At 66.1% G+C, this 23,208-nt stretch carries 18 protein-coding genes; 13 read left to right on the top strand and 5 right to left on the bottom strand.

The window, feature by feature from the left end; translation table 11 throughout:
- Positions 1-8 precede the first annotated feature (8 nt).
- The 11 genes from TMZ1T_RS07210 to TMZ1T_RS07260 all read left to right on the top strand — a co-directional run bounded on the left by TMZ1T_RS07210 (position 9) and on the right by TMZ1T_RS07260 (position 11,728).
- Positions 9-752 (top strand): response regulator transcription factor, encoded by a 744-nt coding sequence (locus TMZ1T_RS07210; RefSeq protein ID WP_012585026.1) that lies wholly within the window; start codon positions 9-11, stop codon positions 750-752.
- A 141-nt stretch (positions 753-893) separates the two neighbouring features.
- Positions 894-1,289: a response regulator transcription factor gene (locus tag TMZ1T_RS07215; RefSeq protein ID WP_012585027.1), complete on the top strand. Its 396-nt coding sequence runs from the start codon at positions 894-896 to the stop codon at positions 1,287-1,289.
- A 122-nt stretch (positions 1,290-1,411) separates the two neighbouring features.
- Positions 1,412-2,047 (top strand): DUF3313 domain-containing protein, encoded by a 636-nt coding sequence (locus TMZ1T_RS07220; protein ID WP_012585028.1) that lies wholly within the window; start codon positions 1,412-1,414, stop codon positions 2,045-2,047.
- A 99-nt stretch (positions 2,048-2,146) separates the two neighbouring features.
- Positions 2,147-2,983, top strand: a complete 837-nt coding sequence (locus TMZ1T_RS07225; protein ID WP_012585029.1) for a DUF2092 domain-containing protein — start codon at positions 2,147-2,149, stop codon at positions 2,981-2,983.
- Complete coding sequence (locus TMZ1T_RS21300; protein ID WP_012585030.1) at positions 2,980-3,888, top strand: hypothetical protein; 909 nt, start codon at positions 2,980-2,982, stop codon at positions 3,886-3,888. Before TMZ1T_RS07225 ends, TMZ1T_RS21300 begins: the two co-directional genes overlap by 4 nt.
- An 81-nt stretch (positions 3,889-3,969) precedes the next feature.
- Positions 3,970-4,791 (top strand): hypothetical protein, encoded by an 822-nt coding sequence (locus tag TMZ1T_RS07235; protein ID WP_012585031.1) that lies wholly within the window; start codon positions 3,970-3,972, stop codon positions 4,789-4,791.
- An 82-nt stretch (positions 4,792-4,873) separates the two neighbouring features.
- The gene (locus tag TMZ1T_RS07240) at positions 4,874-5,440 is read left to right on the top strand and encodes a lipid-binding SYLF domain-containing protein (protein ID WP_012585032.1); all 567 of its coding nucleotides are present in this window, start codon (positions 4,874-4,876) and stop codon (positions 5,438-5,440) included.
- Positions 5,441-5,665: 225 nt separating this feature from the next.
- A complete protein-coding gene (locus TMZ1T_RS07245; protein WP_222702384.1) occupies positions 5,666-6,478 on the top strand; it encodes an Lnb N-terminal periplasmic domain-containing protein in 813 nt (270 codons plus the stop codon).
- Between the two features lie 119 nt (positions 6,479-6,597).
- On the top strand, positions 6,598-8,784 hold the full coding sequence (locus TMZ1T_RS07250; protein ID WP_049766901.1) for a patatin-like phospholipase family protein: 2,187 nt from the start codon (positions 6,598-6,600) through the stop codon (positions 8,782-8,784).
- A 62-nt stretch (positions 8,785-8,846) separates the two neighbouring features.
- Complete coding sequence (locus tag TMZ1T_RS07255) at positions 8,847-10,523, top strand: mechanosensitive ion channel family protein (protein ID WP_049766902.1); 1,677 nt, start codon at positions 8,847-8,849, stop codon at positions 10,521-10,523.
- Positions 10,520-11,728 carry a hypothetical protein gene (locus TMZ1T_RS07260; protein ID WP_012585036.1) on the top strand — a complete coding sequence of 403 codons (1,209 nt, stop codon included), beginning with the start codon at positions 10,520-10,522 and terminating at the stop codon, positions 11,726-11,728. Before TMZ1T_RS07255 ends, TMZ1T_RS07260 begins: the two co-directional genes overlap by 4 nt.
- Positions 11,729-11,750: 22 nt before the next feature.
- Here TMZ1T_RS07260 and TMZ1T_RS07265 read toward each other — a convergent pair whose 3' ends face one another.
- The 3 genes from TMZ1T_RS07265 to TMZ1T_RS07275 form a co-directional block, all read right to left on the bottom strand.
- Entirely contained in the window at positions 11,751-12,761 is a 1,011-nt protein-coding gene (locus TMZ1T_RS07265) for a DUF1214 domain-containing protein (RefSeq protein WP_012585037.1), read from the bottom strand.
- Positions 12,762-12,808: 47 nt separating this feature from the next.
- Positions 12,809-14,197, bottom strand: coding sequence for a carbohydrate porin (locus tag TMZ1T_RS07270; protein ID WP_012585038.1), 1,389 nt, complete (start codon positions 14,195-14,197; stop codon positions 12,809-12,811).
- Positions 14,198-14,280: 83 nt separating this feature from the next.
- A complete protein-coding gene (locus TMZ1T_RS07275; protein ID WP_012585039.1) occupies positions 14,281-15,957 on the bottom strand; it encodes a sulfatase-like hydrolase/transferase in 1,677 nt (558 codons plus the stop codon).
- 200 nt (positions 15,958-16,157) lie between these two features.
- On the opposite strand from TMZ1T_RS07275, the gene TMZ1T_RS07280 reads away from it, so the two are divergent.
- Positions 16,158-17,402, top strand: coding sequence for an anaerobic sulfatase maturase (locus TMZ1T_RS07280; RefSeq protein ID WP_012585040.1), 1,245 nt, complete (start codon positions 16,158-16,160; stop codon positions 17,400-17,402).
- A gap of 144 nt (positions 17,403-17,546) precedes the next feature.
- The gene (locus tag TMZ1T_RS07285) at positions 17,547-19,916 is read left to right on the top strand and encodes an arylsulfatase (RefSeq protein WP_012585041.1); all 2,370 of its coding nucleotides are present in this window, start codon (positions 17,547-17,549) and stop codon (positions 19,914-19,916) included.
- Positions 19,917-20,011: 95 nt separating this feature from the next.
- Here TMZ1T_RS07285 and TMZ1T_RS07290 read toward each other — a convergent pair whose 3' ends face one another.
- Positions 20,012-22,054, bottom strand: a complete 2,043-nt coding sequence (locus tag TMZ1T_RS07290) for a M3 family metallopeptidase (RefSeq protein WP_049766904.1) — start codon at positions 22,052-22,054, stop codon at positions 20,012-20,014.
- 212 nt (positions 22,055-22,266) lie between these two features.
- The gene (locus TMZ1T_RS07295) at positions 22,267-23,040 is read right to left on the bottom strand and encodes a DUF2189 domain-containing protein (protein ID WP_004299834.1); all 774 of its coding nucleotides are present in this window, start codon (positions 23,038-23,040) and stop codon (positions 22,267-22,269) included.
- Positions 23,041-23,208: the final 168 nt, after the last annotated feature.

A 23,208-nucleotide genomic window follows, 5' to 3' on the forward strand; every position in this document is an offset into this window, starting at 1 on the left:
CTTTGCAGATGTTGCGGCCCGACTCCGACGCGCCGGTGATCGCCGGTGAGCCCACGATCTTCGTCGTCGATGACGACGACAGCCTGCGCCGAGGCCTTGTGCGGCTCTTGCGTGCGGCCGGTTTCAAGGTCGAGGCTTTCGGTTCGGCGCCCGAATTCCTGCAACGCCTGCCCATCATCGAGCATGGATGCATGCTGCTCGACGTGCAGATGCCCGTCGTGACGGGGCCGGACCTGCACGGCGAACTGCTGGCGCGCGGCATCGCCTTGCCGGTCGTGTACCTCACGGCACATGGCGATCTGCCCACCGGCATCCGGGCAATGAAGAACGGCGCGGTCGATTTTCTGCAAAAGCCGGTAGACGAGTCCGTGCTGGTCGACACCCTGCGCGAGGCGCTTGCACGCCACGCCGTGCTGCAATCCAGGGACCAGCAGGTCGACGAGATCGCCGACCGTCTCGCGGCGCTCTCGGGCAGGGAGCGCGAGGTGCTCAAGCTCGTCATCGACGGCCGCCTCAACAAGCAGATCGCCGATGACCTGGGGATCTCGATCAAGACCGTCAAGGTCCATCGCGCCAATATGATGAAGACCATGGCCGTGCGGTCGGTGGCCGAGCTCGTGCATCTGTGCGAGCTGGCCTCGAGCGGATCGGGCGAGTGTCTCTTCGGCGCTCGCACGGGTCCGCGCTGCGCGCGCCGTGCCTGCCTGAATTCGGGCGGCCGTTGCGAGAAGGCGCCTTGCCCGCGGGGCTGACCCCGCCCAGGCCTGTGGCCTGGCATCCGGCCGTGTGGAGCGATCGTGCCCAGCCCGGGCATGGGACCAAGGTCCAATGGCGCGGGGCCGCGTCTGCCAATACCGTCGTGACACTCCATCAACCGGTGCCCAGGAGCTGTCATGGCGAGTGCGTTCTGCGTGTATGTCGTCGATGACGATGAATCCGTCCGCAAAGCGCTGTCCAGATTGCTGTGCGCCAGCGGATATCAGGTCAAGGCCTATGCCCAGGGCGAGCAGTTCCTCGCCGAGCTGGCGCCCGATGCGGTGGGCTGTCTTCTGCTCGACATGACGATGCCCAGGCTCTCCGGGCTGCAGACGCAGATCCGGATGCGGGAGTTGGGGCGCGACCTGCCGGTCGTGGCCGTTTCGGCGCTCGACGACAACCAGGTCCGAGAGCGCGCCCGCGAGCTGGGCGCCAGTTTCTTCCTGCGCAAGCCGGTCGATGACCAGGCGCTGATGGACGCCATCGCCTGGGTCAGCGCCGGCGACGCCGGCACCCCGCGCGCCCTGCGCTAGGACCAAGGTCTAATGGCATGCGGGTGGGCCGGTCCGTAGAGTGGCAGCGAGCATTGCCGCGGGTGGGGCCTCGGCGCTCCAGAGCCCCCGCGGTGTCCGATTCCGCAACTTCAGGAGGCAGCATGTTCGCCAAGCGCGCACTTTTCATTGCAGGGCTTCTTTTCGTGTCGGCGCAGCAGGCGTTTGGTGCCGACACCCGATTCATCGACAACATGCCCGAGCTGGTCAAGGACGCCGATCGGCCGGGAGCGATGATCTGGACGAAGCCGGGTCTCGACCGTTCGGCCTATACCAGGGTGATGATGGCGCCCGTGCAGATCTTCATCAGCCCGGATTCACCCTATCAGGGGATCGATCCGAACGAGATGAAGGTGCTGGCCGACAGTTTTCACGAGGCTCTGGTCAGGACGCTCGAGCCCGAGATCCCGGTGTTGAGTCAGGGCGGTCCGGGCGTGATCTACCTCCGTTCGGCGATCACCAACGTGAAGCTGAGCGAGCCCAAGCGCGGCCTGCTGAGCTACACGCCGGTGGGCTTCGTCGTGCATGCGGTCGCCAGTGCGACGGGCGCACGGGTGTCCATGAACGAGGCCGCACTCGAGGTCGAGATGCTCGACGCGGTCAGCGGCGAGCGCCTGGGCGTGCTCATCGACAAGGCCCCCAAGTCGCCTGAAGGTGACGCCCTGTCGTGGGACACGATCAAGAGCAACTTCACCTTCTACGCCGAGCGCTTCAAGGCGCGAATGCTGGCGGGCAAGTGAGGCAGGCGGGGCGAGCGGGCGCCCCGTGTCGTTCGAGCCTGGTTCGTGCGGCGCAGGTGCCCTTTTCCCCAGTGTCGGTTATCAATTCGAGGACGCGTGATGTTGCGATCCAGTTTGGTGTTGGCGGCGTCGCTGTTTGCGGCGGGCGCCGTGCATGCGCAGGGGGCGCCTTCCGGCCAGGAGCCGGGCGGCGTGATGGTTGCCGAGAGCGTCGGGCAGCAGTTCGCACGCGATCGCCTGCTCGAGATGGCCAGGACGCTCGGCGCTGCCGAGCGCTTCAGCGTCTCGCTGAACGTCGCGTACGACGTCGTTCAGGACAATGGGCAAAAGATCGAGTTCGGTGAAATCCGCGAGCTCGAGGTTCAGCGCCCGGACAAGGTCCGCATCGCGGAGTCGGCGGGTGATGGCAGCCAGGATCTGATCCTGTTCGACGGCAAGTCGATCACGGTGCTGGACGGCGCGACGAGCGTGTTCGCGCAGGCGCCGCAGCCGGGCGACATCGATGCCTCGGTCAGGTATTTCGTCCGCGACCTGCAGATGCGCATGCCGCTCGCGCCCTTGCTGTTGACGGATTTTGCCGGCGAACTGCAGCGCCGGGTTCGCAGCATCGACTATGTGGGCCTGACCGACATTCTCGGCAAACCGGCCCACCACATTGCGGCCCGCACCGCGCAGGCCGATTTCCAGGTGTGGATCGCCGACGGCGAGCAGCCCACGCCCCTGCGCATCGTGATGACCTATCCGGCGTCGGAGGGACATCCGCAGTTCCGGGCCGATTTCTCCAAGTGGGATCTGGCGCCGAGCTTCGCCGCAGACCGCTTTGAATTCAAGCCGAGTGCGGATGCGCGGCAGATCATCTTCGCCGTCCAGCTCGTCGCGCCGCCTGACGCCGGCGAGTCCGCGGAAGGTGCCGTCACAGAAGGAGTCAAGCCATGAAAGCAGGCAAACAGGCGCGCGTGATGTCGATGGCGGTGCTTGCGCTCCTCGTCTCGGGCATGTTTGTGGTGCAGGACGTGCAAGCCCGCGAGACCAGGGCGGCCGGTGCATCCGCCCGGACTGCCGGCGCGCCGCAGGCGAGCAAGAGCTTTTCGCGTCAGGGAACTGCATCGGCAGGCAGCTTCGCCGGAAGCCGTTCGGCGACGGCCACGGTGTCCACACAGCCTCGCCAGGCACGACCGGCCGGCACGACCTCGGCCAATCAGGCTTCGCGCCAGAGCGCGGCCTCGAGCACGAGTTCGTCCAACCAGGCTGCCCGGCAAGGCTCCCGGCTGGAGAGCCAGGAACAGCGCCAGGAGACGGCGTCGTCGAATCAGGCCCAGCGTCAGTCGACCAGCTCGGCTAACCAGGCGCAGCGCCAGCAGGCCTCGAACGAGAATGTCGAAACGCGCCAGGCCGGGGCGACGGCGCGGCAGCAGGCGAGACCTGCGGCTTATCCGCCGGGCTATCGTCCGCCGGCAGCCGGCTACTATCCGCCCCCGCCGCCGGGCTACTACTACGACAACGACGATGACGACTGGGACGCCGGCTCTGCCGCCGTCGGCTTCGTCGCCGGCGCCGTTGTCGGCGCGGTGGTGACGGATGCCGCGCACAGCAGCGCGTCGACGTCCACTGCGCCGCCGCCCGCAAGCACTGCGCCGGCTCCCGCTCCGGCACCCGCACCAGCACCCGCACCGGCGCCAGCCCCGGTGGCCGCTCCCGGACTGCCGTGTGCGCCCGACGTGAGCTCGGTCAATGGCGTCACCTACTACCGTTGCGGCCAGTCCTACTACATGCAGGCGTACGGGCCTTCGGGTCCGGTCTACATGCCGGTCCAGCCGCCCGAGCAAGCGCCGGCCAAGTAAGTTCCGGGCGTGAACTCGGGACGGCGCGCCAGGTCCGGTGCCGTCCCGAGAGAAATGATGAGGCATTGGAGATCCAGAACCATGAGCACGAACACCTGCAGGGCCCGCGCCGGTGCGGCGCTGCTTGCGGCGCTCGGCCTGGCGATGAGCCCGGCCGCCAGCGCCGACTCCGACGCCGAGCTGGCCAAGAAGGCCCAGAACCCGATCGCCGCCATGATCAGCCTGCCGCTGCAGCTCAATTACGACGAGGGCTACGGCGCGACGGGAGACGGCGAGAAGTGGTTGCTCAACGTCCAGCCGGTGATTCCCTTCGACCTCAATGCCGACTGGAACCTGATCTCGCGCACCATCGTGCCGCTGATCGACCAGAAGGACTTCGTCGCGGGCGGGGCGCTCGACGAGTCCGGCGTGGGGGATGTGCTGCAGAGCCTGTTCTTTTCGCCCAAGGCACCGACGGCCGGCGGCTGGATCTGGGGCGTCGGCCCGGCGCTCCTGCTGCCGACGGCCAGCGACAGGGTGCTCGGCGGCGAAAAGTGGGCCCTGGGGCCGACCGCGGTCGTGCTCAAGCAGGAGAGTGGCTGGACCGTCGGCGTGCTCGGCAACCACCTGTGGTCGGTCGCGGGCGAGGACGATCGGGACGACATCAGCGCGACCCTTGTCCAGCCCTTCCTCGGCTACACCACGCGCACCTACACCACTTTCATGATCAACACCGAGTCGACTTACGACTGGAAGGGCGAGACCTGGTCGGTGCCGGTGAACCTGATGGCGACACAGATGTTGCGCGTCGGCGGGCAGCCGTTGACGCTGCAGGCGGGGGCGCGCTACTGGGCGGACCGCCCGGATGGCGGACCGGACGGTTGGGGCTTCCGCTTCGCCGTGACCTTCCTGTTTCCGAGGTGAAGAGCACCTGCGCCATTTTTCACCGGCCTGAGACTGCCCTTGACCAACTCAAGCAACCGAACCAACTGAAGGAAATCAACCCATGTACACCACTCCCATTTCCGGACGCGGCAGGCTGATCCGGTTCGCAATGACGCTGCTGGCCTTCCTGGCGGTCGGCGCGGCTCACGCCGATTCCGCTCGCGAGATCGATGCCCATGCCGATGCAGCGCTGTCCGAGTTTCGCAGGACGGTGAAGGGCGCCGACGAGTATCTGGCCGCGGCGAAGGGGGTGCTGGTGATTCCCGAGGTCAAGAAGGTCGGCCTCGTGGTCGGCGGCCAGTGGGGCGACGGCGCCCTGCGAATCGGTGGGAAGACGGTCGATTACTACCGCCTGGCGGCCGCATCGGTGGGCTTCCAGGCCGGCGTCCAGCAGGCGAACTACCTGTTCATTTTCCTGACCGAGGCGGCCTTGAACGACTTCCGCACCGGCAAGGGCTGGGATGCCGGGATCGACGCGGGTGTAACGCTGATCGACGAGAGCGTGGGCGCATCGGTCGATACGCTCAAGGCCAAGTCGTCGGTCGTGGCCTTCATCTTCGGCAAGGAAGGCCTGATGGGCGGCTACTCGCTCAAAGGCCAGAAGCTGACCAAGTTCAAGCCGGAGTGATCGGCGGTCGATAGGGGCGCGCAGATGCCGCGGAGAGCTCTTTGCATTGCGGGGCGCGTCCTGCTCGTATTGCTGGTGTCGGGTGTAACGGCCTGGGGTGCCTTGGCCTTGTTGTATTCGAGTACCACCAACGCCCTGGCTAGCGCCGTGCTGGCCGGAGCGTTCCTTCTCTGCGGGCTGCTCACCGCCCTTGCCGTGGGCGCGCGGCGCCGGGCAAGGGCGGCCGTGACCGGCTTTGCCCTGCTGTTCGCCGTGCTGCTCGGATGGTGGAGCGGCATCGAGCCCTCCAACGACCGCGACTGGCAGCCTGACGTCGCCCGGCTCGCACACGCCGAGATCAAGGGCGATCGGGTCACCGTGCGCAACGTGCGCAATTTCGCCTACCGCAGCGAGACCGACTACACGCCGCATTACTACGATCGGACCTACGACCTTGGCAAGCTGCGCTCGGTGGACCTGATCGCCGTCTACTGGATGGGGCCCGCGATCGCGCATACGATCCTCAGCTTCGGTTTCGAAGGCGGCGACCAGTTGGCCATTTCGATCGAGACGCGTAAGGAACGAGGCGAGACCTACTCCACCACGCGCGGCTTCTTCAAGCAGTACGAGCTCCATTACGTCGTGGCCGACGAGCGTGACGTGGTCCGGCTGCGCACCAGCTATCGCAAGGACCCGCCGGAGGATGTGTACGTCTATCGCCTGCACGGCCCGCTCGAGAACGCGCGGCGGGTGTTCCTGCAGTACATGCAGCGCATCAACGACCTCCAGGCGCGTCCCGAGTTCTACAACACCCTGATCGACAACTGCACGACCGGCATCTGGATGAACGCGCGCATCAATCCGGGGCACGTGCCACTGTCGTGGAAGGTTTTCGCCAGCGGCTACCTGCCGGAGTACCTCCATGGGGTCGGCATGCTGGCGCCGGGTGTACCATTCGCCGAGTTGCAACGCCTGGGGTATATAAATCCGCGCGCACGGGCGGCAGGCGATGCGGAGGATTTCTCCCGCCTGATCCGTGTCGGCCTGCCCGGTCAGTAAGCGGGCGTGCACCGGGTGCGGCTTCGCCGCGCCCTGCAATCGATTGAATCGAAGGGGGAGTGATGGGAATGCGGCCGGGAAGGACATGGTGGGCGGGGACCTCGATCCTGAGCTTTGCAGTGGCCATCGTGCTGGGTTCTTCGATGGCGGTCGCGCGCGCCGGGGAGCGAGTCTCTGCCGAGCCGGCCAGGCCGAAGATCGGGCTGGTGCTCGCTGGCGGCGGCGCCAAGGGGGCCGCGCACGTCGGCGTGCTCAAGGTGCTCGAAGAGATGCGGATCCCGATCGACGTCGTGGTCGGTACCAGCATGGGCTCGATCGTCGGCGGGCTGTACGCGTCGGGCATGCGCCCGGACGACATCGAGCGCGCGATCCGGGAGATCGACTGGGTCGATGTGTTCGAGGATGCGCCGGATCGGGCCGATCGCTCCTTCCGGCGCAAGGCGGACGACGCCCTGTATGTGTTCAAGGCCAAACCGGGATTCAGCGACGGCAAGATCAAGGTGCCGCTGGCCGTGGTCCAGGGGCAGAAGTTCGACCTGGAGTTGAACCGCCTGACCCAGGGTGTTTCCGCCGTCGGCGACTTCGACAGGCTGCCCATCCCCTTCCGTGCGGTGGCGGCCGACCTCGAGACCGGAGAACAGGTGGTGCTGAAGTCGGGCAGCCTCCCGCGTGCCCTGCGCGCGAGCATGGCGGTGCCCGGCGCCTTCAATCCGGTCGAGATGGATGGTCGCCTGCTCGTCGATGGCGGTATCGCGAACAACATCCCGGTGAGTGTGGCGCGCGACCTGGGGGCGGACGTGCTGATCGTGTCGGAACTGGGCACGGACATGCTGACGCGCGACGAGATCGAGTCCGGTCTCGACGTTGCGGCGCAGATGGTGAACTTCCTCTTCGTCATCAATTCGCGCCAGCAGCTCAAGACGCTGGCGGAGGACGATGTGCGGATCTCGGTGCAGTTGGGCGACATCGGTGCCGGCAGCTTCGAGCGGATCCGCGAGGCGATTCCGCTCGGCGAGCAGGCGGCGAGGGTCGCCGCGGACAAGCTGAACCGCTACGCGCTCGCCGAGGCGGGCTACCGGCAGCATGTGGCCTCGCGCAGCCTGCCGAGAACGGGGCCGCGGCAGGTCGACTTCGTTCGCATCGAGAACCGGTCCGGCGTCAGTGACGAGGTCATCGCCGCGCGTCTCTCGGTGAAGGCCGGCGAGCCGCTCGATGTAGCCGAGCTCGAGCACGACATCCAGCAGATCTATGGCCTCGAGATCTTCGAGTCGGTGCGTTATGCACTGGTCGAGGAGGACGGCAAGTCCGGTGTCGTCGTGCAGGCGACGGAGAAGTCGTGGGGCCCCGGCTACCTGCAGACGGGCCTCATCACCTCGAGCAATTTCGAGGGCGACGCGGTGTTCAGGCTGGGCCTGACCTATACGCGCACGGCGATCAACCCGCTCAACGGAGAATGGCGCACCGGCGCGCAGATCGGCGACGAGCCCGGCTTGTTCACCGAGATCTTCCAGCCCTTCGATCCCGCGGCACACTACTTCGGCTTTGCCAGGGCCGCCTACCAGACCCAAAACTTGAACAACTTCGACGACGACGGCAACAAGATCGCGGAGATGCGCGCGAAGGGGTTCGGGGTGGAGCTGGGCGTCGGCCGGCAGTTCGGGACCTGGGGCGAGATCAGGCTGGGCTATCTGCGGCGTACGGGCGATATCGAGGTCGGGGTCGGGGCGCCGATGCCGGCGCGGGATTTCGAGACCGGCGAGGTGTTCCTGAGGCTGACCGACGACAAGCTCGACAGCCTGTACTTCCCGCGCACCGGACATGCTGCCCGCGCCAATTGGCGGATGTCGCGCCGCGACCTGGGGGCCGACGCCGACTTCGATCAGGCGGACTATGGCTTCCTGCTCGCCCACTCCTGGGGGCGCCACACGCTGCTCGGCGGCCTGGAGGTGAAGGCGACCGTCGACGGCACCGCCCCGGCCCAGAGCCAGCAGCGCCTCGGCGGCTTCCTGCGCCTTTCGGGGTTCGAGGAAGGGCGTCTGAGCGGACAGCAGTCCGGCCTCGCGCGCCTGGTCTACATGCGCCGGATCAACGATATCCAGCAGTTCAAGGCCTATGCGGGGGCCAGCCTGGAGGCGGGCAATGTGTGGGCGGACAGCGGCGACATCTTCGGCGGCGACCATATCGTCGGCGGCAGCCTGTTCATCGGCGCCGATACGCCGATCGGGCCGCTGTATTTTGCCTACGGTCACAACGACACGGGCAAGGGCAGCGTGTACCTTTACCTCGGGCCCCTGTTCAGCTTCTAGCGTGATCGAGCGGGGCCGATACGCCGGGGACCGAGGTGGGTGATGGCAGGGAGCGAAACGTGTTGAGCAAATCCATACGGTGGCTGGCCGGCTGCGCCGTGCTCTTTGTCCTGGCGTGGGCGGCGGCGGCCGGCGCGGCGGACGTGCGCGTGCCCGTTTCCCCAGTCGACGAGGAGGTCAGCGCGCAGGTCGTCGTCGACGGTGCGGTGCTGTTCAGGGTCCGCGGCACATCGGCCTTTCCCGCCGAAAAGCGCGCCCAGTTGATCGCCGAGCGGATCGTCGGGCTCGCCGCCGACCCCAGGTTCAAGCGCGAGGATCTGCGCATCGACGAGTCGCAACCCGGCGTGGTGCAGGTCATGGCGGGGACCACGCGCGTGATGGCCCTCTATGCCGCCGACGCGGAACTCGAGGGGGTCGATGCGCGCACGCTCGCCACGACGGTCGTCCATCGTGTCGGCGAGGTGCTCGAGGCCTGGCGGCATGACCGCCTGCCGGCGACCCTGGTGCGCAACGGGCTGTACGCGGTCGGTGCGACGCTTGCCCTGGGGCTGGGGCTCTGGGTGGGAGCGCTGCTCATGCGCCGTTGGCGCCGGTTCACCGAGCAGCGCATCGGCACCCGCATCCACGACCTCAAGGTGTTCGGCTTCCGGGTCCTCGGTGCGCGACAGATGTGGGCGGTGCTCACCAGCGTGCTGAACCTGCTGTGGTTCGCGGCCGTGCTGGTGGCCCTCCATCTGTACTTCGGTACCGTGCTGCTGCTCTTTCCGTGGACGCGCGGCTTCGCCATCGACCTTATCGCCCTGGTCGTCAAGCCGCTGCGCACCTTCGCGGTCGGCTTCGTCGCGGCGCTGCCGGATCTGATCTTCCTCGCGGTGCTCTTCGTCTTCGTCCGCTATGTGCTGAAGCTGATCAAGCACTTCTTCGACAATGTGGGGGCGGGCCGCCTCACCCTCGCGGATTTCGAGCCGGACTGGGCCCTGCCGACGTATCGCCTGGTGAAGGTGCTGCTGATCGCCATCGCCGCCGCGGTCGCCTATCCGTACATCCCGGGGTCGGACTCCGATGCCTTCAAGGGCATGTCCCTGCTGCTGGGGGTGATCGTCTCGCTGGGTTCGTCGTCGGTGATCGGCAACATCATCGCCGGCTACACGATGACGTATCGCCGGGTGTTCAAGCTGGGTGATCGCGTGCGGATCGGGGAGTACATCGGCGACGTGCATGAGGCCCGCCTGCTCGTGACCCATTTGCGCACGCTCAAGAACGAGATCGTGGCGATCCCCAATTCGATGATCCTCGGCAGCGAGGTGGTCAATTACAGCAAGCTGGCGGGCAAGATGGGGCTGATCCTGCACACGAACGTCGGCATCGGCTACGAGACGCCATGGCGTCAGGTGGAAGCCATGCTGCTCGAGGCCGCCGCCCGCACGCCCGGTCTGCTGCGCGAGCCGCCGCCCTTCGTGATGCACCAGAAGCTGGGCGATTTCTGCGTCGACTACGAGATCAACGCCTACTGCAAGGACGCGCACGCCATGTACGGCCTGTACAACGCGCTGCACCGCAACATCCTCGATGTCTTCAACGAATATGGCGTGCAGATCATGACTCCGGCCTACGAGGGCGATCCGGACGAGCCGAAGCTCGTGCCGCGCGAGCGGTGGTATGCGGCGCCTGCGCAGCCTACTGCCGCGGCTACCGGAGCGCCGAACGCCGTGCCACTGCAACACGAGGACAACAGATGAGCCACTGGAGTGCGCCGCAGGCGGACGCTGACGGCGATCGCGCGTATTTTTCTCCCGTACTGGGCGGTCCGCTGTTCAGGCTGTTCTGCCGTACTCATCTGTCGACCGACGAGCTCCTGCTCCTAAGGCGCAGGATCGTCGTTGTTGCGTTCGTTGCCTGGCTGCCGCTGCTGCTGCTGTCGGTCATCGAGGGCAGGGCGGTGGGGGCGGGCGTTCCTGTCCCGTTCTTCTACGACTTCGCGGTTCACATCCGGTTTATGGTGGCGCTGCCCTTGTTGTTCGTCGCCGAGTTCGTGGCGCACCAGCGCCTGCGCCCGGTGGTAAAGGCCTTCGAGGCGCGAGGCCTGATTCCCTTCGATGCCCGCGAGTGCTTCGATACCGCCCTCGGCTCGGCCTTCAAGGCGCGAAACTCGGTGGTCGCGGAGCTGGTGATCATTGCGCTGGTGTATGGCGTGGGCGTTCTGGTGGTGTTGAAGCACTACGTCCCGATCGACGGCACGACCTGGTTCTCGGAACTGTCACCGGGCGGCGCCGAACTGTCGATGGCGGGCCTCTGGTACGGTTTCGTGAGCCTGCCCATCTTCCAGTTCCTGATGCTGCGCTGGTACTACCGGGTCTTCATCTGGGCGCGCTTCATGTGGCAGGTGTCGCGCCTCCCGCTCCGCCTGGTACCGACCCACCCGGACCGCGCCGGCGGTCTCGGTTTCCTTGCCCATTCGATCAGCGCGTTCGCGCTGCTGGCCCTGGCGCATAGCGTCGTGCTTGCCGGCCAGTTGCTCAATCGCATCGTGCATCGCGGCGCCAGCCTGCCCGATTTCGCGCTCGAGATTGGTGTGATGGTGGTGGTGTTGCTGCTGCTGGCGCTGGCGCCGCTGGCGGTGTTCGCCGGGCAGCTCGCGCAACTGAGGCGGACGGGGCTCGACGAGTATGGCGTCGTCGCGCAGCGCCTGGCGGACGAGTTCGACACCAAGTGGGTACGCGGCGGCGCCCCGGCCGACGAGCCGCTCCTGGGCAGCCCGGATATCTCGGCCCTTGCCGACATGGGGGGCAGCTACGAGGTCATCGAGAACATGCGCTCGGTGCCGATCGCCCCCGAGGCGCTGATCCCGCTGGTGGTGGCGATCCTGCTGCCGATGCTTCCGCTCACCCTCACCATGATGCCGCTCGACGCGCTGGTGAAGGCGCTGGTCGGCCTGATGTTCTGAGACTGGGAAGCGAGCTCTCCTCCTACTTCGTCGGTTGGGCGACCGGGAACTTCCAGGTGCCGTCGATGATTTCCTTGCGCGGCTGATACATGCGGACGATGTAGTTCCAGCCCGGGGTGATCGGCACATTGTTGAGCGCATCGGTGCCAGCGCCGAAGTGGATGGTCACGCTCCCGTCCTGGTTCTTCTTGGCCGTCACGTTGTTGTGCGAGTAGACGTTCTGGTCGTTCTTCTCCATGAAGCCGTCTTTGTTGTAAACGGTGATGGACCAGAAGCCATCGACAGGCACGTCCTTGACCGTGACCGAATGGGGCGTCTTGCCGTCGTTCTCCGCAGGCACAACGTTGTCGTAAATGGCGGCTTCTTCCGGATTCCCGCCCCAGCCGAAGGCCGTGCCGAGCAGGTGGCTGATCGGATCGAGCTTGGCCTTGTCACCGAACATGCCCTTGGCGCTGGTCCGGGTCGCCGCCAGAACGTTGATGGCATCGCGGACCTTCTTCAGTGAGGCCTCATCCCATTCCGGAATCTCGAACTTCCCTGGGGCCGCCTGCTTCACCACGATCTTGTCCTGCAGGGCGTTGGCCGCTTTGATATCAGTCGGGTCGTTTGAATCGACGAAGGTGCGGAAGAGCACGATCATGTAGCGCGTGCCCATCTTCTCCTGGGTGAAGGTGAACTCGCCCGCGCCGTGCTCTGCGGGCAGCATCGAGTGGTCCTGGTTGATGACCAGCATCGATTGGAATCGCCCCCCGGTTTCCGGCTTGACGATGGTGACCGGTGCGGAGAGGTCGAAGACGCCGGCGGAATACAGCGTGTCGCGATTCATGCGAATCACGTCCTGCCTGTCGATCGGCACGGGCATGCGGATGTGGATGAGTTTGCCCAGCGCGCCCTGCCTGACGTAGCGGTCGAGCGTCATGTCGGTCTCGGCGCGCACGAAGCTGTCCACCGTGACCTTCTCCGCCGCGAAACCGGCGCCTGGGTCGAGTCCCATGATTCCAGTGACTGCGGCGATCATCAGGTATCTGTTCATGCTCGTAAGTCCCTTCCCGGCTGGTTTGCGGAGCGTTGGCGTCCCGTTCAGAAGCGTACGCCGACCCGCACGCCTGCGATGTAGGCGGTGTCCAGGTCTTCGAAGCCGGGTGCGCTCGCGTTGAACACCTTGTTCAGCCCTTGGGAGACGACCTGCAGGCTGGGAGTGATGCTCAGCCAGGGGGTGATCGAGGCCTTGTAGTACAGCTCGACGACGTCTTCGTGATCGAGGCCGAGGTTGAAGCGATCGCGCAGGTAGGGCACGAAGTGGTCGCTGAACTCGGTGCGCGCCCAGCCGAGGCCGAAGTCGTCGTTCGGCCGGCCCGGCACCACGCCCTTGCCGACCAGCCCGAGCGAGTAGCTGTAGCGGATCGGGTTCGCCTTGCCGTCACTTACGCCGACGCTGAAGAAGGTGCCGATGCCGCGCTTCGGGTCACCCGCGGGCTGCCAGACGAACTGTTCGAAGCTGTAGACGGCGGCCCAGGTTTCGCTTTCCTTGTTCAAGGGGTCGGGGGGAATCTTGGCGGCCACGGGATGCGCGTCGAGGATCTCGCTGAGGATCGGGCCGGGGTTGCCGAGGCGCGGGAAGTGCGCGGTGAGCAGAAGTCCGGCGATGTTGGACGGATCCTGGACGAGCGAGGTGCGGTCCTTGTTGCTCCAGGCGACGGTCAGGTTCTGGTGGCCCGGGAGGCCCCAGGGCCGGATCTTCAGGTCCGCGCTGGCGAGCGCCATGATGCCGTCGTCGAAGGCATTGCTCAGGTTGTCGTTCTTGATCGTGCCGTTCGCATCCAGCACCATGCCGGCCAGCGTCACGTCGTGCGAGGGCAGGTACAGCGCGCCGATCCCATACGCCGACAGCGGAACCATGGCGAGCGCGAGTGGCATGTTTATGCCCGTGTTCTGGAAGCCGGTGGTGTAGTCGCCATGCAGCACGTTGGTCGGCGCGATGGCGTTGATCTTGCCCAGGAACACGCCGAAATGCTGGCTGAGGAACTGCGTGTAGGTGATCTCCTGCACGCCGGTGTCCGGGGTGATGGTCGGCAGCATCCACGACAGGTTGGCCGGCACGATGGCGCCGGTTTCCTTCAGCAGCGTGTCGCCGAAGCTGGTCACGGTCTGGAGCTTGAAGAAGCCGCCGGGCCACAGCCCCAGCTTCTGCGTATCCACGTTGAGGGTGAGGATCGCGTTGCCCCAGTCGCCGCTGGCGCTGTCGCGCCCGCCGCTGGTGATCTTCTGCGGCATCCAGTACACGTCCATGTCGAGGACGACCCCCTTCTTCGCCATGTCGTCGCGCGCACCGCCCCAGTTGCCGGTCAGGCGGGCGCGGGATTCGAGATCGCCGCCCCAGGTGTCGGGCGTGTCGTAGGGCATGGCCTGCAGCGGCATGGACGTGCCGAGCGCGGAGATCAAGGCGCCGAGTCCAAGGGTTTTCTTCATTTTTCCGGTCTCTTTTTCAGGTTGTCCATGGGGCGGCAGGGCCTTGCCCGACCGCCCCGGAAGGGGCCAGATCAGCGTGCGAGTCAGAGGTCGTGCACCGCGGGGGTCGCCACCCAGCCGCCATCCACGCCGCCCGGCAGCATCTGGCCGACGTCCTCGCCGACTTCCTCGTCGATCAGCCGGTTGAGCTTGTCGTTCATCATGAGCAGCAGCGCGGCGTTCTTGACCGGGTCCTGGGCAAGGTTGTCGACTTCGTCCGGGTCGTTCTGGAGGTCGAACAGCTCGACGTCGTTGAGTGCGAACAGCTCGTCGATCGACGTCGGCCGGTTGTGCTGCTTGGGCGAAAAGTAGCGGGTGAACTGGTAGCGGCCGTCGAACACGCTGCGGATCGCGCCGCGCTTGCTCAGGTCGGGGCGCAGGCCGGATTCCTTGATCTTCGCCGCGCCACCCGGCTGTGCAAGGAGCGCGCTGGCCTTCTGCAGGAAGCTGCCGTCCAGCGAGGCGAACATGTTGAAGCAGTACAACTGCCCGTCGCGCACGGTGTCGACGTTCGCCTGTTCCGGCGCGGCGAGCACGGGCGAGAAGTCCTTGCCCGGCAGCGTCTGGGCGATTGCCGCCTTTGTCTCCGGGCTCGCGTTGGTGAGCGCGATCAGGGTCGGCGCGAGGTCGAGGTGGGTGGTCACGGCCTTGCAGCGCTTGCCCCCCGCAAAGGCCGGATGCGCCACGATCAAGGGCACGTTGTTCTGCTCGCGATAGGAGGTGGCACCCTTGCCGGTCATCTGGTGTGCGCCACCGAGTTCGCCGTGGTCCGAGGTCAGGATGACGATGGTGTTCGAAGCCAGCCCGCGGTCCTCCAGTTCGTCGAGCAGCGTCATGATGTGACGGTCGACGTCCTGCAAGGCGTTCAGGTAGAAGTTGTGGCGCTTGCGCCAGCGCCATTCCTCGTTCGTCGGGATCACGCCGGTCATGACGTCGTTGCCGATGGTGTGGTCGATGTGCGCGGCGGGGCGTCCGGGGGCGTCGATCGGCTGCTTGAAGCTGGCGGGAAGGTCGATGTCCCACTGCTTCTTGTACATCGCGTGCTCCGGATCGCCGGCGAGGTGGGTCAGATGGTGCTTGCCCTGCACGGGCTGGCCGGGCTCGTCGGTGTTGTAGAACATCACGTCGTGCGGGTTGACCAGGTTCACCGCGAGGAACCACGGCTTCTGCTGCTCGGCGAGCTCCGCGGCCTTGCTGCGCAACCAGCTCGCCGCGGCGGCGGCGATCAAGCCGTCGTGCAGGTAGCCGCCCTGAGTGTGCGCGATGATGTCGCCGACGCCGAGGTAGTCGGAAAAGCCGTAGGCCTCCATCTCCTTGGTGAAGATCTTCTGCGGCGCCGCGAGCGTGTTGTCGGTCTCGAACTCGCGGGTCAGGTGCCACTTGCCCTTGTAGGCGGTGTAGTAGCCGGCCTCGCGCATCATGTGCCCGAGCGTCTTGATGTCGGTGGACATGCTGCTGATCCAGGGGAAGTTCGTGTTGTCGAACATCCTGGTCTGCTGGATGTGGCGGCCGGTGTAGATCACCGAGCGCGAGGGGGTGCACACGCAGGAGTTGATGCGGTGGTTCTCGAACACCACACCATTCTTGGCCAGGCGCTCGCGTGCCGGAAGCGTATAGCCGGCGGGCAGTTCGTCAGGGCGGAAGTAACGCTCCTGATCGGTAAGGATGAACACGATGTTGTACGGTGCGCCTTGTCCTTGTCCTTGCTCGACGATGCTCATGACGCCAGCCTCCAGTGTGATCTGTCGGTCCATCTTAGGAGAAGGCCATGGGCCTGACGATGGGACCAAGGTCTAATTCACCCTTGCCGACGGACGGGTTAGGGTTGGCGTCGTGGGTATCGTGGGATGTTCCTGCCAAGGAGCTGGTCATGCGCGCTGCCCGGAGATGAAGACCGCTCGCCAGGCGAAGGAACGCGCAGATGCAAACGAACCTGTCCCAATATCACCTGCTGGCCAAGCCCGCGGGCGCCGCGTGCAACCTGGGGTGCCAGTACTGCTTTTTCCTGTCGAAGGAAAACCTGTACCACGGTGATAGCCACCTCATGGACGAGGCCACGCTCGACCGCTATATCCGGCAGTTGATGGAGTCCTCGCTCGGGCCGCAGGTCGATGTCGCGTGGCAGGGCGGTGAGCCGATGCTGCGCGGGCTGGATTTCTACAAGCGCTCGGTGGAGCTTGCCGCGCGTTACCGGAAGCCTCATCAGCAGATCCTCCACACCATCCAGACCAACGGCACACTGATCGACGATGCGTGGGCGCGCTTCTTCAAGCGGCACAACTATCTGGTCGGAATCAGCATCGACGGGCCGCGCGCCATGCACGACGCCTATCGTGTCACCAAGAAGGGCGAGGGCAGCTTCGACGAGGTGGTTCGCGGCTGGAATCTGCTGCGCAAGCATGGGGTGGATGTGAACATCCTGTGCACCGTCCATGCGGCCAACCAGGATCATCCGCTCGAGGTCTACCGCTTCTTCCGTGACGAGCTGCAGGCGGAGTACATCCAGCTCATTCCCATCGTCGAGCGCGCGACACCCGACACCCTCGCCGTCGCCAACCAGGGCTGGGGCGGGCTCAAGGGCACGGATCGTCCGCTCTACCGGCAGGAAGGCAGCCTGGTCACCGAGCGCACCGTGAATGCGGAGAAGTTCGGCCAGTTCCTCAACGGCATCTTCGACGAATGGGTCAAGCGCGATGTCGGCAAGGTCTATGTGACGACCTTCGACATCGCCCTCGGCAGCTGGCTCGGGCACCACAACGCCTGCATCGTCTCGCCCACCTGCGGCGAAGCGCTGGCGCTGGAGCACAACGGCGACGTCTATTCCTGCGACCACTTCGTCGAGCCCGATCACCTGCTCGGCAACCTCAAGGACACGCCGCTGGGCGGGCTGGTCCGGTCGGAGAAGCAGCGCCGCTTCGGCCAGGCCAAGTACGACACCCTGCCCAGGTACTGCAGGGAATGCCCGGTGCTGTTCGCCTGCTACGGCGAATGCCCGCGCAACCGCTTCATCAGGACGCCCGACGGCGAGCAGGGGCTGAACTACCTGTGCGCGGGCTACAAGGGCTTCTTCACCCACATCGACCCGGCGATGAAGACCATGGCGAGCCTGCTCAGGCAGGGGCGCTACGCCGACGAGATCATGGACCTTGCGGGCGCCACGCCCTGAGACCCTCGCCCAGCGACGGCCGGCCCGACTGGGACCAAGGTCCAATGGCGGCTGCATGGCCGGCGCCTACACTGCCTGAGCACAACGCCTTCACTGTTGGGCAACAAGGCGGCGCCACCTTACGTTCATGCAAGGAGTTCGATGATGAGCAAGCAGGACAACAAACCCCGTACCCACCTGCCGATGCGCAATACCGCGCCGGCGCGCTTCGTTAACTACGATGCCAAGGATCCGGACACGGTCACGACCCCGATCGAGCAGTTGCGTCCGCCCGAAGGCGCGCCGAACGTGCTGATCGTGCTCATCGACGACTGCGGCTTCGGCGCGCCCAGCACCTTCGGCGGCCCCTGCGCCACGCCCTTTGCCGACAAGCTGGCCGCGGGCGGCCTGCGCTACAACCGCTTCCACACCACCGCGATCTGCTCGGCCACGCGCCAGTCCCTGCTCACCGGCCGCAACCACCACAACGCCGGCATGGCCGGCATCACCGAGATCGCCACCGGCCAGCCGGGCTACTCCTCGGTGCTGCCCAACTCCATGGCGCCGCTGGCCAAGACGCTCAAGCTCAACGGCTACAACACCGCACAGTTCGGCAAATGCCACGAGGTGCCGGTGTGGCAGTCGAGCCCGGTCGGCCCCTTCGACCAGTGGCCCACGGGCGGGGGCGGCTTCGAGTACTTCTACGGCTTCATCGGTGGCGAGGCGCACCAGTGGTATCCCGCGCTCGTCGAGGGCACCACCCCGGTCGCGCCGCCGAAGACGCCCGAGGAGGGTTACCACCTGATGGAGGACATGACCGACAAGGCCATCGGCTGGATCCAGCAGCAGAAGGCCCTCTCGCCCGACAAGCCCTTCTTCGCCTATTTCGCGCCCGGCGCGACCCACGCGCCGCACCATGTGCCCAAGGAATGGGCCGACAAGTACAAGGGCAAGTTCGACGCCGGCTGGGATGTGCTGCGCGAGGAGACCTTCGCCCGCCAGAAGAAGCTCGGCGTCATTCCTGCCGACTGCGAACTCACTGCCCGGCCCAAGGACGTTCCCGGCTGGGACGACATGCCCGAGGCGTTCAAGCCGGTGCTGCGTCGGCAGATGGAGGTCTATGCGGGCTTCCTCGAGTTCACCGACCATCACGTGGGCCGCCTGTTCGAGGCGATCGAGAATCTCGGCATCGCCGACGACACGCTGGTGTATTACATCATCGGCGACAACGGCGCCTCGGCCGAGGGCTCGTTCAACGGCTGCTTCAACGAGATGAGCTACTTCAACGGCCTGCAGTCCCTCGAGACCGCCGAGTACCTGACGGAGCGGATCGACAAGCTCGGCGGGCCGGAGTCGTACAACCACTTCGCGGTGGGTTGGGCGCATGCGCTGAACACGCCCTACCAGTGGACCAAGCAGGTCGCCTCGCACTTCGGCGGCACGCGCAACGGCACCATCGTGCACTGGCCGAAGGGCATCCAGGCCAAGGGCGAGTTGCGCACGCATTTTGCCCACGTGATCGACGTGGCGCCGACCATCCTCGAGGCGGCGGGCATTCCCGAGCCGGTCTCGGTCGATGGCATCCAGCAGGACCCGATCGATGGGGTCAGCATGCTGAAGACGTTCAACGACGCCAAGGCACCGGAAGCCCACGAGACGCAGTACTTCGAGGTCATGGGCAACCGGGCCATCTATCACAAGGGCTGGACCGCGGTGACCAAGCACTACACGCCGTGGATTCCGAACGTGAAGCCCGCGCTCGACGACGACGTCTGGGAGCTCTACGACACCACCACGGACTGGGCGCAGTCCAAGGACCTGTCGAAGGAGATGCCGGACAAGCTGCGCGAACTGCAGCGCCTGTGGATCATCGAGGCGACGCGCAACAAGGTGCTGCCGATCGATGACCGGATGTTCGAGAAGATAAATCCGGACACCGCCGGCCGGCCGACGCTGGTGAAGGGCAAGACCCAGCTCCTGGCCGGTGGCATGAGCCACCTGGGCGAGAACTGTGTCCTCAACATCAAGAACAAGTCGCACTCCGTCACCGCAGCGATCGTGGTCCCGCAAGGCGGGGCAGAGGGCGTCATCATCGCGCAGGGCGCCGATATCGGCGGCTGGAGCCTGTATGCCAAGGGCGGCAAGCTCAAGTACTGCTACAACTGGGGCGGCTTCAAGCACTTCATGATCGAAGGCGCTTCGGTCATGGCTCCGGGCGAGCATCAGGTGCGCATGGAGTTCGCCTACGCCGGTGGCGGCCTCGGCAAGGGCGGCAAGGTGACGCTGTACGTCGATGGCCAGCAGGACGGCGAGGGCGAAGTCGGCGCAACGCTGGCGATGATCTTCTCGGCCGACGACGGTCTGGATGTCGGCAAGGACGGCGGCTCGGCGGTATCGCCGGACTACAAGCCTGGCAACAATTCCTTCAACGGCAAGGTGAAGGGCGTGCAGCTCGCGATCGACGAGGCCGCGGAAGACCTGGATCACCTGCTCGATCCGGCGGACGTCATCCGCATGGCGATGGCCCGCCAGTAAGGGCCTGCCGGCCGGCAGCCTGCACGGGCTGCCAGTCAGCCAAGCGGCGTCGCTGTGATCGCGACGCCGCTTGCACGTTCAGTAGCCAGTTTGCGTCAGGCCTGCGCCACCATGCCGCTGTGGCGCAGCAGCGCGTCGACCCTGGGCTCGCGGCCGCGGAAGGCCTTGAAGGATTCCAGCGCCGGGCGGCTGCCGCCCACCGCCAGGATCTCGCGCCAGAAGCGCTCGCCGGTCTCGGGGTCGAGCAGGCTGCCCTTGCCGGCGCCGGCTTCCTCGAAGGCGGCGAAGGCGTCGGCCGACAGTACCTCGGCCCACTTGTAGCTGTAATAGCCCGCCGCGTAGCCGCCGGCGAAGATGTGCGAGAAGCTGTGCGGGAAGCGGTGCCAGGCGGGCGGGATCATCACCGCCACTTCGCGGCGCACCTCGTCGAGCAGGGCCATCACGCGTTCGATTGCGACCGGGCCGGCAGAGGCCTCCACCTCGCCGTGCAGGCGCAGGTCGAACATCGAGAACTCGAGCTGGCGCACGGTCTGCATGCCGCTCTGGAAGTTCTTGGCGGCGATCATCTTGTCGTACAGCGCGCGCGGCAGCGGCTCGCCGGTATCGACGTGCGCGGTCATGCCCTGCAGCACGTCCCACTCCCAGCAGAAGTTCTCCATGAACTGGCTGGGCAGCTCGACCGCATCCCACTCCACGCCGTGAATGCCGGACACCGCGAGCTCGTCCACCTGGGTGAGCAGGTGGTGCAGGCCGTGGCCACACTCGTGGAAGAGGGTGAGCACGTCGTCGTGGGTGAAGGTGGCCGGTTTGCCACCCACCGGGCCGGGGAAGTTGCACACCAGGTAGGCCACCGGCGTGTCGCTGCCCCAGGTGTTGCGGTGGCGGCTGCGTGCCGAATCCATCCACGCGCCGCCGCGCTTGGTGCTGCGCGCATGCAGGTCGAGGTAGAAGTGGCCGACGAGTTCCGGACCGTTCGCGCCTTCCTTCTCGATGCGGAAGAAGCGCACGTCCGGGTCCCAGCTCGGCGCCTCGTCGGGCAGGATGTCGACGCGGTACAGCGCGCGGATCACGCCGAACAGGCCGTCGAGCACCTTGGGCTCGGGGAAGTACTGCTTCACCTCCTGGTCGGAGTAGGCGTAGCGCTTCTCGCGCAATTTCTCGGAGGCGTAGGCCACGTCCCAGGGTTCGAGGGTGTCGAGGCCCAGCTCGGCCTTGGCGAAGGCCTTGAGTTCTTCCAGGTCCTTCTCGGCGAAGGGCTTGGCCTTGGCGGCGAGGTCGCGCAGGAAGCCGAGCACCTGCTCCGGCGTGTCGGCCATCTTGGGCACCAGCGACACCTCGGCGAAGTTGCGATAGCCGAGCATGCGCGCTTCTTCGTCGCGCAGCGCGAGGATGCGGCCGATCAGCGGGCCGTTGTCGAGTTCCGGGTTGCCGAGCTCGGAGGCGCGGGTGGCGTAGGCGCGGTACATGCGCGCGCGCAGCTCGCGATCGTCGGCGTACTGCATCACCGGCAGGTAGGAGGGCATCTGCAGGGTGAACTTCCAGCCTTCCTTGCCCTCGGCCTCGGCGGCGGCGCGGGCGGCCTGGCGTGCGTCGTCGGGGATGCCGGATAGGCCGGATTCATCGGTGATCCACTCGGCGTGGGCGTTGGTGGCGTCGAGCAGGTTCTCGGAGAACTTGGCGGCGAGCTGGGATTGCTCTTCCTGGATCTCCTGGAAGCGCGGCTTCTGCGCGTCGGGCAGCTCGGCGCCGGAGAGGCGGAAGTCGCGCAGCGCGTGCTCGAGGATGCGCTGGCGCACCGGAGACAGGGTGACGAACTCGGGGCTGTCGTGCAGGGCCTTGTACTTCTCGAACAGCGCGAGGTCTTGCCCGACCTCGGCATAGAAGCGCGAGATCTCGGGCAGCATCGCGTTGTAGGCCTCGCGCCACTCGGGCACGTCGAACACGCTGTGCAGGTGGCCGACCACGCCCCAGGCGCGGCCGAGGCGCTCGCCAGCCTCTTCCATCGGAGCGACGAAGCCGTCCCAGCTCGGGGTGGCGGGGTCGGCGGTGAGGCGTTCGATGAGCGCACGATTCTCGTCGATGAGGCCGCGGATCGCGGGCTCGACGTGCTCGGGCCGGATGTCGGCGAAGCGCGGCATGCCGGCGAAGTCGAGCAGGGGATTGGCGTTGGGAGTGGACGTGGAAATGGACGTGGAAATGGACGTGGAAATGGACGTGGAAATGGACGTGCTGTCGTGCATCTTCGACCTTGTCTGTTCGTTCCGGCCTCGCCGGGCAAGGCGGCTATTCTGCCGCAAAAAAGACGGCGGGCGCCGCGTACGACGCCCGCCGCCGCCTGAGCTGCGTGTACTCAGCGGACCACGTCGCGATAGGCGTGCCAGGTGGCGTGACCCACCAGCGGCAGCAGGACGGCCATGCCGATCATCATGGTGGCGAAGCCGATGCCGACCAGGACGACGATCAGCAAGGCCCACAGCATCATCGTGTCGAAATTGGTCTGCACCGCGCGCAGGCTGGTCATCGCCGCAGTGATGGTGTCGGTGTCGCGGTCCAGCACCATCGGAATCGCGATCGCGGAGAGCGAGAACACGACGATCGCCAGCACGGCGCCGACGACGACGTAGGCGGCGAGGAAGTACAGGTTGTCGCCCGACCCCAGGATGCCGCTGACGAAGTTCGTCACGTTGCTGACCTCGCCCCGATAGAACAGCGCGAAGAGGATGGCCGAGATGCGCTCCCAGGCGATCAGTGCGATGGCGAGGAAGGCGCCGAACATCGCGAGACCGTCGGCACTGCGGACGAGCCCCCGTACCGATGCGGCGAAGGAGACCTTCTCTCCCTTCTCGTGGTGACGCGAAATCTCGTACAGACCCGCAGCCGCGATCGGGCCGACCAGCATGAAGCCCGAGATCGCCGCCATGAACAGATAGGGCTTGTCCGCCGCGTAGGACAGGATCAGGTAGCCGATCGCAGCCAGGATCACGCCGTAGGAGAGGCTTGCGGCGAGGTTCTCGCGCATGTCGTTCCAGCCCATGCGCAGCCACTGCAGCGGCCGCTCCGCGCCGACGGAGCGGATCTGGGGCAGGTTGAAATGTTGATCCAGCGAGTCGTAGGGCTTGTCCATGATCGTCTCCGCAGGTTCTTCGTTATGTTTGACGTGTCGTCCGTGGATGGGATCGACGCGCATGGAAAAGTGCGCGTGATGCCTCGGGCGGTCGTGTTCTTAGAATAGGACAGGCGCGAAGAGTTCGCGAATGAGAGCTATTCTTTATCCAGATAGGGCGTGGCTATG

It is taken from the genome of Thauera aminoaromatica, assembly GCF_000021765.1.
GTDB lineage: Bacteria > Pseudomonadota > Gammaproteobacteria > Burkholderiales > Rhodocyclaceae > Thauera > Thauera aminoaromatica.